At 40.6% G+C, this 15,699-nt stretch carries 17 protein-coding genes; 8 read left to right on the top strand and 9 right to left on the bottom strand.

What is annotated here, in order from left to right:
• The 8 genes from hisH to AB6T38_RS18990 all read left to right on the top strand — a co-directional run bounded on the left by hisH (position 1) and on the right by AB6T38_RS18990 (position 5,841).
• Complete coding sequence (gene hisH / locus AB6T38_RS19025; protein ID WP_372548791.1) at positions 1–630, top strand: imidazole glycerol phosphate synthase subunit HisH; 630 nt, start codon at positions 1–3, stop codon at positions 628–630.
• Positions 627–1,364, top strand: coding sequence for a 1-(5-phosphoribosyl)-5-[(5-phosphoribosylamino)methylideneamino]imidazole-4-carboxamide isomerase (gene hisA / locus AB6T38_RS19020; protein WP_372548790.1), 738 nt, complete (start codon positions 627–629; stop codon positions 1,362–1,364). The genes hisH and hisA overlap by 4 nt, the downstream gene beginning before the upstream one ends.
• On the top strand, positions 1,346–2,140 hold the full coding sequence (gene hisF, locus AB6T38_RS19015; RefSeq protein WP_372548789.1) for an imidazole glycerol phosphate synthase subunit HisF: 795 nt from the start codon (positions 1,346–1,348) through the stop codon (positions 2,138–2,140). The genes hisA and hisF overlap by 19 nt, the downstream gene beginning before the upstream one ends.
• A 28-nt stretch (positions 2,141–2,168) precedes the next feature.
• On the top strand, positions 2,169–2,792 hold the full coding sequence (hisIE, locus tag AB6T38_RS19010; RefSeq protein ID WP_348492975.1) for a bifunctional phosphoribosyl-AMP cyclohydrolase/phosphoribosyl-ATP diphosphatase HisIE: 624 nt from the start codon (positions 2,169–2,171) through the stop codon (positions 2,790–2,792).
• A gap of 173 nt (positions 2,793–2,965) precedes the next feature.
• Complete coding sequence (locus tag AB6T38_RS19005; RefSeq protein WP_372548788.1) at positions 2,966–3,679, top strand: SIMPL domain-containing protein; 714 nt, start codon at positions 2,966–2,968, stop codon at positions 3,677–3,679.
• A gap of 31 nt (positions 3,680–3,710) precedes the next feature.
• Positions 3,711–4,406, top strand: a complete 696-nt coding sequence (locus AB6T38_RS19000; protein WP_372548787.1) for an aspartate/glutamate racemase family protein — start codon at positions 3,711–3,713, stop codon at positions 4,404–4,406.
• Positions 4,407–4,562: 156 nt separating this feature from the next.
• Complete coding sequence (gene lepB, locus AB6T38_RS18995) at positions 4,563–5,210, top strand: signal peptidase I (RefSeq protein WP_372548809.1); 648 nt, start codon at positions 4,563–4,565, stop codon at positions 5,208–5,210.
• Between the two features lie 178 nt (positions 5,211–5,388).
• On the top strand, positions 5,389–5,841 hold the full coding sequence (locus AB6T38_RS18990; RefSeq protein ID WP_348492979.1) for an Hsp20 family protein: 453 nt from the start codon (positions 5,389–5,391) through the stop codon (positions 5,839–5,841).
• A gap of 93 nt (positions 5,842–5,934) precedes the next feature.
• Here AB6T38_RS18990 and AB6T38_RS18985 read toward each other — a convergent pair whose 3' ends face one another.
• The 9 genes from AB6T38_RS18985 to AB6T38_RS18945 all read right to left on the bottom strand — a co-directional run bounded on the left by AB6T38_RS18985 (position 5,935) and on the right by AB6T38_RS18945 (position 15,059).
• Positions 5,935–6,321, bottom strand: coding sequence for an MAPEG family protein (locus AB6T38_RS18985; protein ID WP_348492980.1), 387 nt, complete (start codon positions 6,319–6,321; stop codon positions 5,935–5,937).
• A 77-nt stretch (positions 6,322–6,398) separates the two neighbouring features.
• Positions 6,399–7,043: an adenylate kinase gene (adk, locus tag AB6T38_RS18980; RefSeq protein WP_348492981.1), complete on the bottom strand. Its 645-nt coding sequence runs from the start codon at positions 7,041–7,043 to the stop codon at positions 6,399–6,401.
• 166 nt (positions 7,044–7,209) lie between these two features.
• On the bottom strand, positions 7,210–8,304 hold the full coding sequence (locus AB6T38_RS18975; RefSeq protein ID WP_372548808.1) for an AI-2E family transporter: 1,095 nt from the start codon (positions 8,302–8,304) through the stop codon (positions 7,210–7,212).
• 318 nt (positions 8,305–8,622) lie between these two features.
• On the bottom strand, positions 8,623–10,545 hold the full coding sequence (gene htpG, locus AB6T38_RS18970; RefSeq protein ID WP_372548786.1) for a molecular chaperone HtpG: 1,923 nt from the start codon (positions 10,543–10,545) through the stop codon (positions 8,623–8,625).
• A gap of 199 nt (positions 10,546–10,744) precedes the next feature.
• On the bottom strand, positions 10,745–11,344 hold the full coding sequence (gene recR, locus AB6T38_RS18965; protein ID WP_372548785.1) for a recombination mediator RecR: 600 nt from the start codon (positions 11,342–11,344) through the stop codon (positions 10,745–10,747).
• A 10-nt stretch (positions 11,345–11,354) separates the two neighbouring features.
• Positions 11,355–11,681, bottom strand: a complete 327-nt coding sequence (locus AB6T38_RS18960) for a YbaB/EbfC family nucleoid-associated protein (protein ID WP_216047343.1) — start codon at positions 11,679–11,681, stop codon at positions 11,355–11,357.
• Between the two features lie 28 nt (positions 11,682–11,709).
• Positions 11,710–14,358 carry a DNA polymerase III subunit gamma/tau gene (dnaX, locus tag AB6T38_RS18955; protein ID WP_372548784.1) on the bottom strand — a complete coding sequence of 883 codons (2,649 nt, stop codon included), beginning with the start codon at positions 14,356–14,358 and terminating at the stop codon, positions 11,710–11,712.
• Between the two features lie 6 nt (positions 14,359–14,364).
• On the bottom strand, positions 14,365–14,901 hold the full coding sequence (gene apt, locus AB6T38_RS18950; RefSeq protein WP_372548783.1) for an adenine phosphoribosyltransferase: 537 nt from the start codon (positions 14,899–14,901) through the stop codon (positions 14,365–14,367).
• 35 nt (positions 14,902–14,936) lie between these two features.
• Positions 14,937–15,059: a hypothetical protein gene (locus AB6T38_RS18945; protein WP_348492986.1), complete on the bottom strand. Its 123-nt coding sequence runs from the start codon at positions 15,057–15,059 to the stop codon at positions 14,937–14,939.
• Positions 15,060–15,699 lie beyond the last annotated feature (640 nt).

Below are 15,699 nucleotides of genomic sequence, written 5' to 3'. Positions count from 1 at the left end.
ATGTCAGTGGCAAGTTCTTCGCAAAAAACCGTGATTATTAATACTGGCTGTGCAAATATTTCTTCGGTGAAATTTGCCCTACAAAGGTTGACGCAAAATGTAACTGTGTCTGATGATCTCAAGGTTATCAGTGCCGCCGACAAACTCATTTTGCCAGGCGTTGGCAGTGCTAATGCGGCAATGGAAAGTATTGAGAAAAAACAACTCACAAGTTGTATTCAATCTCTTACCCAACCTGTTTTAGGGGTATGTTTGGGTATGCAATTAATGGTCACCGACTCCCAAGAAAAAGCCCATCAGAGTGATCTGGGCAATACCCCCTGTTTGAATTTAATTCCAGGTCAGGTGAAGCGCATGCAAGTGGGCGATTTACGCTTACCTCACATGGGCTGGAACACGGTTGAAGCCGTTGGACAAAATTCAATATTTAAAGGCATCCCCCAAGGCACCTATTTCTATTTTGTGCATAGCTTCGCGGTAGAAGTGTATTCCCATACGTTGGCAGCCAGCCAATATGAAATGCCCTTTTCTGCCGCCATCCACAAAAACAATTTTTATGGCGTGCAATTTCACCCAGAACGTTCTGGTGATGCCGGAGCAACTCTACTGGAGAACTTTTTAAACTTATGATTATTCCAGCGATAGATTTAATTGATGGTGCGGTTGTGCGGCTATATCAAGGCGATTACGACCAAAAAACCCAATACAAACTTGACCCTGTGGACGTAGTACATAGTTACGCGGATCAGGGGGCAAAATGGTTGCATATAGTAGATTTAACCGGCGCTAAGGACACCAATAAACGCCAGTTAGAGTTGATAAAACGTATGGTTGATACCCAACGTATGCAGTTTCAAGCCGGCGGTGGGATTCGCTCAGAAGCCGACGTAGCGCAACTTTTAGAAATCGGTGTGAAACGTATTGTGATTGGCTCATTGGCCGTAAAACAGCCAGAAACCGTTAAACAGTGGGTCACTAAATACGGACCTGAAGCCATAGTGCTGGCCTTAGATGTCAATATTGACGAAAACGGCAACAAATTTATTGCCACCCATGGATGGCAGGAAAGTTCCGGCGTAGCACTTGAAGGCTTATTAGATGACTTTTTAAGTGTCGGAGCAAAACACGTTTTATGTACGGATATCAGTCGAGACGGCACCCTGCAAGGGGCTAACCACCAGCTATACACAGAAATGAAACAACGTTTTCCTGATGTTGTATGGCAGGCATCTGGGGGAATTGGCTCTTTAGCAGACATTGAAGCATTAAAACCCAGCCATGTTGATGGTGTGATATTAGGACGAGCCCTGTTAGAAGGTAAGTTTACCCTTGAGGAGGCAATCCAATGTTGGCAAGGAGAATAATTCCCTGTTTGGATGTCCGCGATGGCAAAGTAGTCAAAGGGGTTAAATTTCGTAATCACGAAATAATCGGTGACATAGTCCCACTAGCCGAACAATATGCCCAACAAGGTGCAGATGAGTTAGTATTTTATGATATTACCGCATCCAGTGATCAACGTGTAGTCGACAAAAGCTGGGTAAGCCGAATAGCGCAAGTTATTGATATCCCGTTTTGCGTGGCTGGAGGCATTAAGTCTGTAGAAGATGCAGGCCGTATATTAGAAATGGGAGCTGACAAAATATCCGTCAACTCGCCTGCTCTCGCCGACCCAGAATTGATCACGCGATTACACGATACCTACGGGCAACAATGTGTGGTTATCGGAATTGATAGTTATTTCAATGAACACAGCCAGCAATACGAAGTGTATCAGTTTACCGGAGACGAAAAACGTACACAGAATACTGGACGACTCACCGTTGACTGGGTTAAAGAAGTACAACAACGGGGCGCAGGCGAGATAGTACTCAACTGTATGAACCAAGACGGCGTTCGTCAAGGTTATGATATTGCCCAACTCAGTATAGTGCGTGAAGCCTGTACCGTGCCGTTAATTGCCTCTGGTGGCGCGGGTGAAAAACATCACTTTTACGATGTTTTCAAACAAGCCGATGTGGATGGTGCCTTAGCTGCCTCCGTTTTCCATAAAGGCATTATTCCAATTCCAGAGTTAAAAGATTTTTTACGAGCACAAGGCGTGGTCATTCGCGACGATTTTGTGCACACCACATCCTAATAGTGAAACGGATAAAACAGAGAATTTCATGATTATCAATCAACAAACAATAGACCAGCTAAGTTGGGATAAAATGCAGGGGTTGATCCCGTGTATCGTGCAAAACGCGATAAGTGGCAAAGTATTAATGCAAGGTTATATGGATAAATCGGCCATCGAAACCACTTTAGATAGCGGTCATGTAACCTTTTTTAGTCGCTCAAAACAGCGCTTGTGGACTAAAGGTGAAACATCCGGTCATACCCTTGATTTAGTAGAGTTAACGGCAGATTGTGACAAAGACTCAATTTTAGCCTTGGTAAAACCCAATGGCCCCACCTGCCATTTAGGAACTGAGTCCTGTTGGGCGTCCAGTGAAGATGCAGACTTTACTTTTATCGCCGAACTAGAAACTATCTTAGCAGCCAGAAAAAGCGCAGATCCTGAATCTAGCTATACTGCTAGTTTGTACAACAAGGGCATTAAACGCATTGCCCAGAAAGTGGGTGAAGAAGGCGTTGAAACTGCGTTGGCTGCCACCGTCAAAGACTTGGAAGAGTTGAAAAATGAATCTGCTGACTTACTCTACCATTTAATTGTTTTATTACATGCTTCAGATCTTTCCCTAAGTGATGTGGTCGATATATTAAAATCTCGTCATAATAAAAACTAAGCAAACAATTTGGCTTAGCAGTAAACGGCTAAGCCAAATTTAATTAATCCCTCTATTGCTCGTATTTCTGTCTGCAAAACTCCGTCCCAAAGTTTAGGTTATTTCATTTACTTCTTGCTAGAATGATAATCTCATTCCTGTCAATTTTGGTTAACTGAAAGGACGCTTACAACATGCAATCTTCCCGATCTAGTTTAGTCATTGGCGCTGCATTAATCATAAGCACCGCAATTTTAGGCTACTTTTTACAACAGTCCGTTGAACGTTTTCGCGCCTTTGAGCGCACCATCACTGTAAAAGGCTTATCGGAGCATGAAGTCCCCGCGGATACCGCCATTTGGCCTATTCAGTACAGTGTGATCAGCGATGATCTTGGCGGTTTGTATCAACAATTGGAAACCCAACAACAAGTCGTAGAGCAGTTCCTATTAGAAAATAACTTTAGCGAAGATGAGATAAGCGCATCAACCCCGACGATTAATGATAAAAAAGCGCAAAATTACGGTAACTACAATGCCAATGATATTCGTTTTACTGCAACCCAAACCTTCACGGTCTACAGTGAAAAAATTGATGCGGTACTGCAAGCTCAAACTCGATTATTAGAATTAGGGAAACGAGGCTTAGTGCTTAATGGCAATAGTTATGAAAACCGGACGCAGTTTTTATATTCAGGGTTAAATCAGATAAAACCGAAAATGATTGAGGATGCCACCCAAAAAGCCCGTGAAGTCGCTGAAAAATTTGCAGCCGACAGTAACAGTCAGTTAGGCAAAATAAAACAGGCCAGACAGGGCCAGTTTAGTATCTCAGATAGAGACAGCAATACACCTTATATTAAACAAGTTCGCGTCGTTTCCACCATTGAATATTATTTAATCGACTGATGTTCTAGTGAGTTAAAATGAGGATTTATTAATGGGCACAATTGGATTGATTGGCGGTATGAGTTGGGAGTCGACAGTAAGTTACTACCACGTGATTAATCAGCAAGTCAAAACGCAATTGGGTGGCTTACACTCTGCCAAAATCATCTTACACAGTGTCGATTTCGCTCAAATTGAGCAGTTACAACATCAAGGAAAATGGCAAGAATTAGCTGATATCCTAGCTGATGCCGCCCGTGGACTAGAGCGAGCTGGCGCGGAATGTGTACTGATATGTACTAATACCATGCATAAAGTCGCCGATATGGTTGAACAAGCAACAAAACTGCCGCTAATACATATCGCCGATGCCACGGCAAAAGCGTTAATCAAAGAACAAATCCGAAAAGTTGGGTTGCTCGGTACACGATTCACCATGGAGCAAGACTTTTATAAACAAAGATTACAAGATAAGTTCGCAATCGAAGTGGTCACTCCTGACCAAGCAGATCGAGATTTGGTGCATAACGTCATTTACGACGAATTGTGTTTAGGCAAAATAAATCCTTGTTCACGAGAAGCTTATTTAACGATTATGCAAAACTTGGTGGATAAAGGTGCCCAAGCCATCATTTTGGGTTGTACTGAAATCGCACTTTTAGTGAGTCAGAATGATACTGATATCCCCCTCTACAATACCACCGACATTCATGCTTTAGCTGCCGTGGACTTTGCCTTAAATATTTAGCATTCTGCACCTACCCAGTCACGATTAACTCATCATTTTTACTCCATCACCATCACGACATAATTACTTACAGTCTAAGTTTGAACTATACAAGCCAAGGTTATCTAATAATCTAGTCAATGGCGCTACAACGGAAAATCAGCAAGGACAATTATGATGTTAATAAAACAAAAATTAGTGGATTTGTGTAAACAGAATTGGGGGTTCTTGCTATTTATTTTTCTCATGTTTGCATCACGAAGTAGTTTAGCGGATTGGTATCATGTTCCTTCGGGTTCCATGTTACCCACCATAGAAGTTGGTGACCGCATATTGGTTAACAAAATGGCCTATCGCTTAGAATTACCCTTTACGAACTTTGCCCTATTACAAACAGGCTCACCGGAACGTGGCGATATAGTGACGTTGAACTCCAAAGCTGCTCAAGAAAGGCTGGTTAAACGCATTGTTGGACTACCAGGTGATCATATTTCAATGATCAACAATCAACTCATTATTAATGGTCAATTAGTAGGATATACAAAACAACAAAGTGATTTTTACCAAGAAGATTTATTGGGGAAAGCCCACTTAGTGCAGTTTGTTGACGTACCTCACCCTAAAGACAATTTTACCAATATTGAAATTCCAGAGGGTTATTACTTTGTGATGGGCGACAACCGCAATAATAGCATCGACTCCCGTTATATTGGCTTGGTGAGTGAACGGGAATTACAAGGTAAAGCCACCAAAGTGATCACCTCTTTAGATAAAAATAATTATTACCTACCTAAAACCAATAGAAATTTAATAGATTTAAATTGATATAAATCAACAGGTTATAGGTTATTTTCAATTTTTTTAATTTTTATCTATTGAAAATTTATTGCTCCGCCACATATTTATATTGTCGGCGCCGAGAGGGTCGACAAATAATAACGCCGCCGAAGACTCGGGGCACAATTTAAAATTTAACATATTGCTTAATAGCGAGGATATGACTATGCGTAACATCGACTTATCACCACTTTATCGTTCTTTTATTGGTTTTGATCACTTAGCATCGATGATAGATGCCGCTTCACAAAGTGAAAAACAAACAACCTACCCTCCATACAATATCGAGTTGTTAGAAGAAGACAAGTATCGAATCACTATGGCTGTGGCAGGATTTTCCCAAGAAAACATTACCATTGAGACTCAGGAAAATACCTTAAAAGTCTCAGGTACACTTCCTGGAAAACAAAGCGATCGTAAGTTCCTTCACAAAGGTATTTCCGAGCGAAATTTCGAAAGAAAATTCCAACTTGGTGACCACGTGAAAGTCTTAACTGCAGATATGCAAAATGGTCTACTGCATATTGAACTTGAACGCGTAATTCCGGAAGCCAAAAAGCCTAGAAAAATTGAAATAGGCAGCAATGGAAATAGCTATATCGAAAATAAATCTGAATAGTTATTTTTCAAATTAACAAATTAAAAACGGCGTCTATACTATAGACGCCGTTTTTTTATGAGTATCACTACCTTAAACTTGATTTAAAATAGATTAATACAAGGTTAGGATATTCAATACTGAAGCGCCAATAAGCGCAGCAAAGGTCATCAACATTCCCCATAAACGCTGCCAACTCACGCCAGAATGATGACGTAAGCCGTAGGCATGAATTAATCGCCCTAACAATAATAACGAACCTATTGCGTGCAAAATAAGGTGGTTTCCTTGATTAAGCTCTGCAACTAACAACAAAACAAGGATCAAGGGTACATATTCTGCAAAGTTAGCATGGGCGCGAATGACGCCTAGAAAGTGACTATCGCCGCCGTCACCTAGACTAACTTTCAGGCTACGTCTCTGCTGTATCACCAAAGCAGAAAGGTAAAAGAAACTTATCCCTAAAAGACCAGCATAAAAAGCGGTTATCGGTGTGCTCATATCCTATCCTAAATTAAAAAGCCCACAATATTGTGGGCTTTAGTCTAAACTATTTAGCTACAGTTTCCAGTACGGGGTTACCCTAACTTTTCGGCCAACTGTTCACGCACAGTTTCAACGGCCTGAGTTCCATCAATTTTGATGTATTCACAGTTTCCGGACTGAGCTTCAGCAGAATAATAATCAACCAATGGCTTAGTCTGTTCATGATAAACAGTCAAACGCTTACGTACGGTTTGCTCTTCATCATCAGGTCTAATTACTAGATCTTCACCGGTAACGTCGTCTTTACCTTCAGTTTTAGGCGGATTATATGAGACATGATAAACACGGCCTGAACCAGGATGCACACGTCGCCCTGCCATTCTTTCTACTATTACATCATCAGCTACATCAAACTCAATACAAAAATCGACTTTAATACCAGCCTGTTTCATAGCATCAGCTTGTGGGATAGTGCGAGGAAAACCGTCTAATAAAAAACCGCGCTCACAATCAGGCTGGGTAATACGCTCTTTTACTAACCCTATAATTAGCTCATCAGAAACTAATTTACCTTCATCCATAACTTTCTTTGCAGCAAGACCGAGTTCGGTACCTGCTTTTATAGCTGCTCTGAGCATATCGCCTGTTGAGATCTGTGGAATCCCATACTTACCCATCAAAAATTGGGCTTGTGTGCCTTTACCTGCACCAGGCGCGCCTAGAAGAATAATGCGCATGCCGTGTCCTCTCATAGTTAAAATTCAATCCAACCGCAACTCTACACATTCATTTGCTGCTATACAAGAATATCAAAGCAGACTCCCCCTAAAGTCTTAGAAAAATTAGAAATAAGTATGTAAGATTTTTAATTGTGCGGCTTTATTGTGAGTAAATGGTTGAATTTTAACCTTTTGCTTCAATCAACTTTAACCAGTGGGGGAAAATACCAATTTGCGCAATAGTCAGTTTTATACACACCAAAATGGGGACTGCCAGTAACACTCCTAATATTCCCCATAACCATCCCAATATAAGTAACCAAAGAATAATCACTAAAGGGTTTACCTGCATATTACGCCCCAAAATTGCAGGTGTAATAAATTGTGATTCAAGGATATTCAAAATAAGGAACACGCCACTTGGCATTAGTGCAATTAATTCAAAACCAAATTGTACGGTGCCTGCCAAACACAAAATAATGAGACTGATTACAGAACCCACATAAGGAACAAAGTTAAGCAGTGCCACCAATGCCCCCCATAACAGCGCATCTTGCACCCCTAGAAAATAAAACGTCGCCGCGGTAGACAGCCCTAGCGCAGAGTTAATAATACTAATGGTAACTATGTACCTAGATAAGGTTTGCTGAATTTTAGTGACCAAAAACACCGTTCGCTTTTTGTTTTTCACTATCGGGAAGTCATGAATAAAAACAGAAAATAAAGACGGCCCAAAAATAAGTAAAAACAATATCAATATCAGGCTCGCCAAAAGCTGGCCGATAAAAGTAGGTGTTGCCCCTAAAACCGACAGCAACATTTCGATACCGCCTTGCTTGATATGCTCTTTTACCACATTTTGTTCAGCGTTGGGTGTTGGCTCCGGCGTGTCATCTTCAAACCAGCCAAAAAAACTAAAAGCACTTTTTTCCTTACTTTCTTCAGCCTGTTTTTTAGCCAGCGCTTCATGTTTAGAAAACGCATCACTCATACTGTCAATTTGTTCACTTAACTGCACAGAAAGTTTTGGCACTAACTGTGCCCACTTTTGCGCAGGCTCAGCCAGTTGCGCACCTAAAAAACTAAAGGGTGCCACTAACATCACCAGCAATACAACGGCGGAAATGGGACGGGGAATATGGAGTTTTTTAAGAAAGTTTACCAAAGGGCTCAGTAACAAAGCCGTTAGCATTGTAAATACTAAGGGGATCAATAACGATTGGGCAAAATATAAGGTGTAAAAAATGGCTAAAATTAGCAACCACTGCAACGATTTCATTGCTGTAGGCGTTTGTAAATTGCTGTCTCCTTCCAGCTCTTGTTGATTACTCTTATTATTGTCTGTCACAGGTCAACCTTAATTGTGTTTATATACACTTAGCGTTTTTTATATGGGACTTAGATTTTTGTCCGCGTCTTGAATAATGCTAGCAATAAAATTGTACCATCAAATCCATAGGCGACTCATTTAGTATTCAGACTTCTTATTCCATTAAACATAAAAAATCCGCTGAGTAGGACTCACCGGATTTTTAGAAAGCTAACGAATCTAAAAGATGGTGCAAGCATAAACTCTGGCTTGCACTTTACCTAAAGATTATTTTGCTAAATCAATCAACAATTTATTCAAGTTTTGAACGAAGCTTGCGGGGTCTTTAAGACTGCCCTGCTCTGACAATGCTGCTTGGTCGTATAACACCTCAACCCATTGTCCAAACTGACCTTCATCTTGCAAATCAGCGAGTAACTTGACCAACTGATGCTCAGGGTTCAATTCAAAATGATATTTTGCTTCTGGTACAGGCTGACCTGCAGCTTGCATCAACTTAATCATTTGCGTAGACATGCCTTGCTCGTCAGTTACGATGCAAGCCGGTGAGTCAGTTAGTCGATGAGTGAATTTAACATCAACCACTTTATCGCCTAAAGTCGTTTTCACGCGCTCTAATACGCCTTCAACTTCTTTCTCTGCTTGCTCTTGTTCTTTTTTGCTCTCTTCATCTTCCAAATCACCTAGATCTAATGCGCCACGGGCAACAGACTGGAATGATTTTTCATTGAATTCAGTTAAGTGTGACATCAACCATTCGTCAATACGGTCACCCATTAACAACACTTCAATACCTTTTTTACGGAAGATTTCTAAGTGCGGACTAGATTTAGCGGCTTGATAACTATCAGCAGTAATAAAGTAGATTTTATCCTGACCTTCTTTCATTCGGCCAATATAATCTTCTAAAGATACCGTTTGTGCATCGCTGTCATTGTGAGTAGATGCAAAACGTAATAAACCAGCAATTTTTTCTTTGTTAGCATGATCTTCTGCAGGGCCTTCTTTGAGCACACTGCCAAACTCTTCCCAGAATAACTGATACTTGTCAGCATCATTTTTAGCTAAACGCTCCAACATTTGCAGAACTCGTTTAGTACACCCTTGGCGAATGGCCTGAGTGATTTTGTTATCTTGCAGAATTTCACGGGAAACATTCAAAGGTAGATCGTTGGAGTCTAATAAGCCTTTCACAAAGCGCAGGTAAACCGGCATAAACTGCTCTGCATCGTCCATAATAAATACACGCTGAACGTATAGCTTCAAGCCATGGCTTTGATCACGATTCCACATATCAAAAGGCGCTTTTGAAGGAATATAAAGTAAGCTTGTATATTCCGTTTTACCTTCCACTTTGTTGTGAGAGTGTAGCAATGGATCAGTGAAGTCGTGAGAAACGTGTTTATAAAACTCGTTGTATTCTTCGTCGCTTATTTCTGACTTATCTCGGGTCCAAAGAGCGCTTGCTTTATTGACGGCTTCCCATTCCCCAGGTTGAGCAGGAATTTTTTCTCCATCAGGCCCTTCTGACTCAGCAACTTCTTCTTTCCACATTTTAACGGGAATACCGATATGTTCAGAGTACTTAGTGACAATTGAACGCAGTCGCCAATCGTCTGCGAATTCTTTTTCGTCTTCACGTAAATGCAGAACGATTTCAGTACCGCGGTCAGCTTTTTCAATGTCTTTAACCGTGAATTCACCTTCACCGGCAGATTGCCATTCAACACCTTTATCTGCACTGTCACCAGCGGCGCGGCTGCGCACGATAACGTTATCAGCAACGATAAAAGCTGAGTAGAACCCAACACCAAATTGACCGATCAATTGTGAATCTTTTGACTGATCGCCAGATAAATTATTAAAGAATTCTTTGGTACCTGATTTAGCGATGGTACCAAGATGTTCAATAACATCTTCTTTATTCATTCCAATCCCATTATCTGAAATAGTAATGGTACCGGCTTCTTTATCTGCACTGAGTTTAACGCAAAGATCACTGTCATTTTCATAAAGTGACGAATCTGAAAGTACTTTAAATCTCAATTTATCTGCAGCATCAGCAGCATTTGAAACTAATTCACGAAGGAATATTTCTTTGTTGGAATAAAGTGAATGAATCATCAATTGAAGTAATTGCTTTACTTCAGTTTGAAAACCATGAGTTTCTTGGTGAGCTGTTTCAGCCATAAACAAATTTCTCCTATAAACCGTTTTGCTTCTAGGCTTAGGAGATAAGGTCGTTTACTTTGTTTTCAAGCAATCAACCCTATTTATTATCAAGAAAAATGTAAAAATTTTATGGCAATTAAAAAAGCGGGTACTTTTCAAGCAACTAAAGCAGCGATCAAGAATAGCAAGCTGCTATAGATATCAGGGGTGGCAAAAATTAAATAACACGCCTACCAGTAAAGGCATGCATCAAGGTGTTTCCATCCACATACTCAAGCTCGCCACCAACTGGCATACCATGGGCTAAACGAGTGGCTGATATGTCGTAGGTTTTGCACATTTGTGCAATAAAATGGGCGGTAGCTTCACCTTCAACGGTGGGATTAGTGGCCAGAATAACTTCTTTAAACTTGCCAGATTTAAGCAACACTTCCAGCTCATTCAAACCAATCTCATTAGGCCCTATTCCGTCGATCGGCGACAAATGCCCCATCAAAACAAAATAACGCCCTTTGAATTCGGATGTTTGCTCCACCGCAATCACATCTTGTGGTGATTCAACAATACATAATTGCCCGACTTCTTCACGAATTGGATTGCTACAAATATCGCACAAGCTTGCTTCGGTAAAGGTACGACACGATTGACAATGCTGCACATGCTCCATTGCATTATGAAGCACATTACTCAATTCAAGTGCCCCCTCACGATTGCGTTCTAACAAGTGAAACGCCATACGTTGAGCGCTTTTTTTACCCACACCTGGAAGGTGAGTCAAAGCGGCAATAAGTTCGGTAATAAGTGGGCTGTATTGCATCTACTTCTTCTTAAAACGGCATCTTAAAGCCAGGAGGTAGCGGCATTCCACCGGTTACATCACCCATTTTTTCTTTGGTGGTTTCTTGCACCCGACGAACAGCATCATTAATGGCTGCAGCAACAAGATCTTCGATCATTTCTTTGTCGTCTTCCATTAAAGAGGGATCGATATCGACTCGTCTGACATTGTGATTACAGGTCATAGTAACCTTAACCAAACCGGCGCCTGATTCACCGGTGACTTCGATTGTCGCTAATTCTTCTTGTGACTTTTGCATGCGCTCTTGCATTTGCTGCGCTTGCTTCATGATATTTCCCATACCACCTTTAAACATAATATTCTCTCTTGTTTGGTAAATTAAATTAGCGAGGTTTAATACTAGATTCTATCACCTGCGCAGAAAATGTATTTTTTACCCGATTTATTTCTGGGTTTGTTTCAGCAACATTTATCGCATGCCGCATTCTTACCTGATTAATGGTTTGCTGCACTGCAAATGGCGTACTTATTGGCTGACTATGCTCAATATGCAACTCAATCTGTTGCTGAAAAAGTTCACTTAAAGCCTGTTGTAACTGACTTCTAGCGGTTTCAGTATCTAGATGTGGCTTCGAATCTAATAACTTCAAGGTCACACGGTTATCATTTTTTTCGTAAGACGAATGCAGCGCTAATTGTTTCGTTAATGCGGTAATTTGCATCTGCTCGATTAGTTGACTCCATGTATCCAACTGCTTGGAATGTGTTACCTTTTCTCCATTTTCAAGAAATGCGGGAACATCAAAGTCAACATTCACTTCTATTGGCTCATTAAGGTGAGCCATAGGGTCGAATTCATCTTCTAATTCTTGGTAGTTTTGCTGACTTTGTTCACTATTAATCGCGCTTGGTGGCGCCTCTGCATTTTCTTGGCCCCAAGGTGGTGAATCTTGATGTTGCGCATCATTAGAAACATTATCTGCCGTAATTTCATTTTCACTGAAATTGTTATTTTTATTGGTATTGGCAACATAGCTAGAAGGGGCTGTATTATCGACACATTGCTCGTCGCTATTACTCTCCGGCGCGCCAAATCCGCTATATGAATCAGTTTCAATTGAATTAGGTACAACATAAACACTTTCTTGTGACTCTGTTTTTGTTATATCTGTAGCCTGGCTATTAGGCTGATTTACATCGATACTTTGCGGCTTAACAATCTCTTGTTTTTTTTCGACTTCTTCGGAGTTGTCGTTTACTTGTTCCGCTTTAGGCTTAAATCGTGAAGGTAGAAAATCCTCTTTTGATTGTTCTTCCTTTTTGTCTTGCTCCTCAGATGCCACCTCTAATTTAGAAAGTTTATCTTTTAAGGCAATTAGATTTTCTGTTGCAGATAAAGAACTGGCCAATTCAGATGGGTGAGAAGTGTGCACTTCAGATGATGATGTAACAGGCTCTACCTGAGGTATATTCTTCTCTTCATTGTCATTTAAACTGTGAGTGCTTTTATCTGCATAAAAATCCGCTAGATTATTCTGTTCTTCAAAATACTCTTGATGATAAACATCTGGGTTGTCAAAATTGGGTTGGCTCTCAACCTCAATAGGACTCTCATTACTAACATTAGCATCAGCTAACTCTTGCTCTGCACCGCTTTGACTAGCGCTGTCATCTAAAACTTTGCTATGAAGCTTTTGAGATGGTGGCTGTTGTTGATTATTGTGAGTATAATCAGAACCTTGTGAAACCTCAGATTGTGTTGCGCCTAAACTACTGGCTTGAGAAATAATATCATTTTGTTGTGCTGTTAAATCTTGCTCTATTTCGTCTTCATTGAGTTCGACGTTTTCAACAGTTTTTTTTTCTACATTGCCATTGTTAACGGGTAAGGATGCCAAGTTCGTCTGTTTAGTCAAACTGTTAGTTTCGTCTATCGACAATGATATTGGCGATGGATTAAATGCTAACATCCGTAACAAGGTCATCTCTAAACCAATGCGTGCATCTGCGGCATGAATGATGTCTTTTTTACCTTGCAAAGCAATCTGATAAGCTAACTGAACTTGCTCAGGCGGCAACATTTTTGCTAATTGAAAAATAGCTCGAGCGGATACGGTTTCTAACTTACAAGCTTCAGGCACAAACTGTGTTAACGCAACTTGGTGTAACAAGCTCATTAGCTCTGCTAACACCTGTTCATAATTAACAGACTGCTGAGACATTGTTTCAACTTGTGTCATAACTTGAGCTGGTTCGTTATTAAAAACCGTATGTAGCAGTTTAACTATCTGGCCTTTATCCATGAGGCCCAGCATATCCGTCACGATGTCATTTGTTACCTTACCGTCGCCTTGAGCGATAGCTTGGTCAGTTAAACTTAATGCATCTCGCATACTTCCCTGTGCAGCTCTAGCTAACTGGGATAATGCTTGTGGTTCGCTAACAATCTTTTCTTCTGACAGGATATAACTTAATTGCTGGCTAATTTGATCCCGTGATAACGCCTTCAAATTAAACTGCAAACAACGTGACAATATGGTCACCGGTAGTTTTTGCGGGTCTGTTGTTGCCAGTAAAAACTTCACATGTGGAGGCGGTTCTTCAAGGGTTTTTAAAAGTGCATTGAAACTATGTTTAGACAACATATGCACTTCATCTATTAAGTAAACCTTAAACTGCCCCCGCGTCGGTTTATACTGTACGTTATCGAGTAACTCTCGGGTATCTTCTACTTTGGTTCTTGATGCGGCATCAATTTCTAGCAAATCAACGTAGCTACCATTTTCAATATCCAAACAGGTATGGCATTGACCACAAGGGTTTGCACTTAAACCCGTTTCGCAATTTAAACTTTTTGAAAATATACGCGCTATGGTGGTTTTGCCAACTCCTCGCGTACCTGTAAAAAGGTAGGCGTGGTGAAGGCGATTATTATCTAAAGCATTGGATATTGCAGTGACAACATGTTCCTGCCCCACTAATTCTGAAAACCGGTTAGGACGCCATTTACGAGCAAGAACTTGATAAGCCATTAGTTGTTATTCACCATCGAAGTCACACAAAGAATGGCATTGAACACCATGCTGGTTGAGTTTTTCTTCGCCACCCAAGTCAGGGAGAGAAATGATAAAACCCGCATGTTCAACGATACCACCAAGTTTACGAATCAAATTTGCTGTAGCTATCATAGTTCCGCCAGTAGCAAGCAAATCATCGATCATTAACACTTTTTCACCAGGTCTAATCGAATCAGAATGAATCTCCAACATATCCATTCCATACTCAAGTTCGTAAGACTCCGATATGGTTTCGCGAGGTAATTTATTTGGTTTACGGACAGGAATAAAACCAATTCCCATTTCAATGGCTAATGGAGCCCCAAACAAAAAGCCTCTAGCTTCAGTTCCTGCAATTTTGTCAAACTGTAGTGGTGCAAATTTTTCCAGTAATAAAGCAATACTGCTAGAAAATGCAGTGTGATCTTCTAATACTGAAGTTACATCACGAAACAGAATTCCTGGTTTTGGGTAATCAGGAACGGTTTTTACGATTGATTTTATATATTCAGCTGACACAAACTTCCTCTTAGTGGCTCGCTTAATTATTGGATTTATAGATAAAAAGTAAGCCAACCAGCAATAGCAGGTAAAAGAGGAAGTGCTAATAAAACAACAAGCGCTACCAATAAATATGTCCAGCTAAATGGGTCTTTCTCAAAACTCTGATCTTGCATTTATAAACTCCAATTAATCCTAATTTAGAAGCGCTAAATAGTAATGCAAACAAGCCAAAATTAATAGGGTTAATCGGCGTTGATCGACAATTGACCTGGTCAACTAAATTCAGTCACCCTAGTTAAGCAACCTTTTTTAATTCGTCATTAATCTGTTCAAAGTTATTTGGGCTTTGATAACCCAGATAAGAATGAATTGTTGAGTTTTGATCAAGGTTTAACTATATCTCATTATTACCAACCGAATATAGGATAAGTCCACCTACAAGCTAACAGGTTTAATTTTAAGCTTTTCTTTAACCACGGGCTAAAGCCCGTGCTACAGGGTTTTAGCTTTTCCTTACTCTACCATCCACGGGCTGAAGCCCGTGCTACAGAGTTATACATTTCTTTGCTCTCACATGGGGGTGGAATCGGTTGTTTTTAGCTTCGCAGAAGCGTTAACCGATGGAACGGGCAGCAGGGATGCTGCACTGGAGATAGCCACATGGAGGTGTGACACCTAGATGACTATTACGTGAAAAGCTATTGCATGACATTCGATGGGTATGGTTTCCCTTGGGGTGTTGTTGCGCGGCAGCGCTTTAGAGTAAGGGCTATCCACAACATGTATTTCATATTGGCTATATTTTAAAGTCTG

The organism is Aliiglaciecola sp. SL4 (assembly GCF_041538045.1).
GTDB lineage: Bacteria > Pseudomonadota > Gammaproteobacteria > Enterobacterales > Alteromonadaceae > Aliiglaciecola.
The sequence above is the reverse complement of the archived record's forward strand: the minus strand, read 5'-3'. Positions and strand labels throughout refer to the sequence as shown.

What these genes read in the sequence shown, in the direction of transcription:
- hisH (WP_372548791.1), top strand. Translation starts at nt 1, where the DNA reads ATGTCAGTGGCAAGTTCTTCGCAAAAAACCGTGATTATTAATACTGGC.
- hisA (WP_372548790.1), top strand. Translation starts at nt 627, where the DNA reads ATGATTATTCCAGCGATAGATTTAATTGATGGTGCGGTTGTGCGGCTA.
- hisF (WP_372548789.1), top strand. Translation starts at nt 1,346, where the DNA reads ATGTTGGCAAGGAGAATAATTCCCTGTTTGGATGTCCGCGATGGCAAA.
- hisIE (WP_348492975.1), top strand. Translation starts at nt 2,169, where the DNA reads ATGATTATCAATCAACAAACAATAGACCAGCTAAGTTGGGATAAAATG.
- AB6T38_RS19005 (WP_372548788.1), top strand. Translation starts at nt 2,966, where the DNA reads ATGCAATCTTCCCGATCTAGTTTAGTCATTGGCGCTGCATTAATCATA.
- AB6T38_RS19000 (WP_372548787.1), top strand. Translation starts at nt 3,711, where the DNA reads ATGGGCACAATTGGATTGATTGGCGGTATGAGTTGGGAGTCGACAGTA.
- lepB (WP_372548809.1), top strand. Translation starts at nt 4,563, where the DNA reads ATGTTAATAAAACAAAAATTAGTGGATTTGTGTAAACAGAATTGGGGG.
- AB6T38_RS18990 (WP_348492979.1), top strand. Translation starts at nt 5,389, where the DNA reads ATGCGTAACATCGACTTATCACCACTTTATCGTTCTTTTATTGGTTTT.
- AB6T38_RS18985 (WP_348492980.1), bottom strand. Translation starts at nt 6,321, where the DNA reads ATGAGCACACCGATAACCGCTTTTTATGCTGGTCTTTTAGGGATAAGT.
- adk (WP_348492981.1), bottom strand. Translation starts at nt 7,043, where the DNA reads ATGCGCATTATTCTTCTAGGCGCGCCTGGTGCAGGTAAAGGCACACAA.
- AB6T38_RS18975 (WP_372548808.1), bottom strand. Translation starts at nt 8,304, where the DNA reads ATGAAATCGTTGCAGTGGTTGCTAATTTTAGCCATTTTTTACACCTTA.
- htpG (WP_372548786.1), bottom strand. Translation starts at nt 10,545, where the DNA reads ATGGCTGAAACAGCTCACCAAGAAACTCATGGTTTTCAAACTGAAGTA.
- recR (WP_372548785.1), bottom strand. Translation starts at nt 11,344, where the DNA reads ATGCAATACAGCCCACTTATTACCGAACTTATTGCCGCTTTGACTCAC.
- AB6T38_RS18960 (WP_216047343.1), bottom strand. Translation starts at nt 11,681, where the DNA reads ATGTTTAAAGGTGGTATGGGAAATATCATGAAGCAAGCGCAGCAAATG.
- dnaX (WP_372548784.1), bottom strand. Translation starts at nt 14,358, where the DNA reads ATGGCTTATCAAGTTCTTGCTCGTAAATGGCGTCCTAACCGGTTTTCA.
- AB6T38_RS18945 (WP_348492986.1), bottom strand. Translation starts at nt 15,059, where the DNA reads ATGCAAGATCAGAGTTTTGAGAAAGACCCATTTAGCTGGACATATTTA.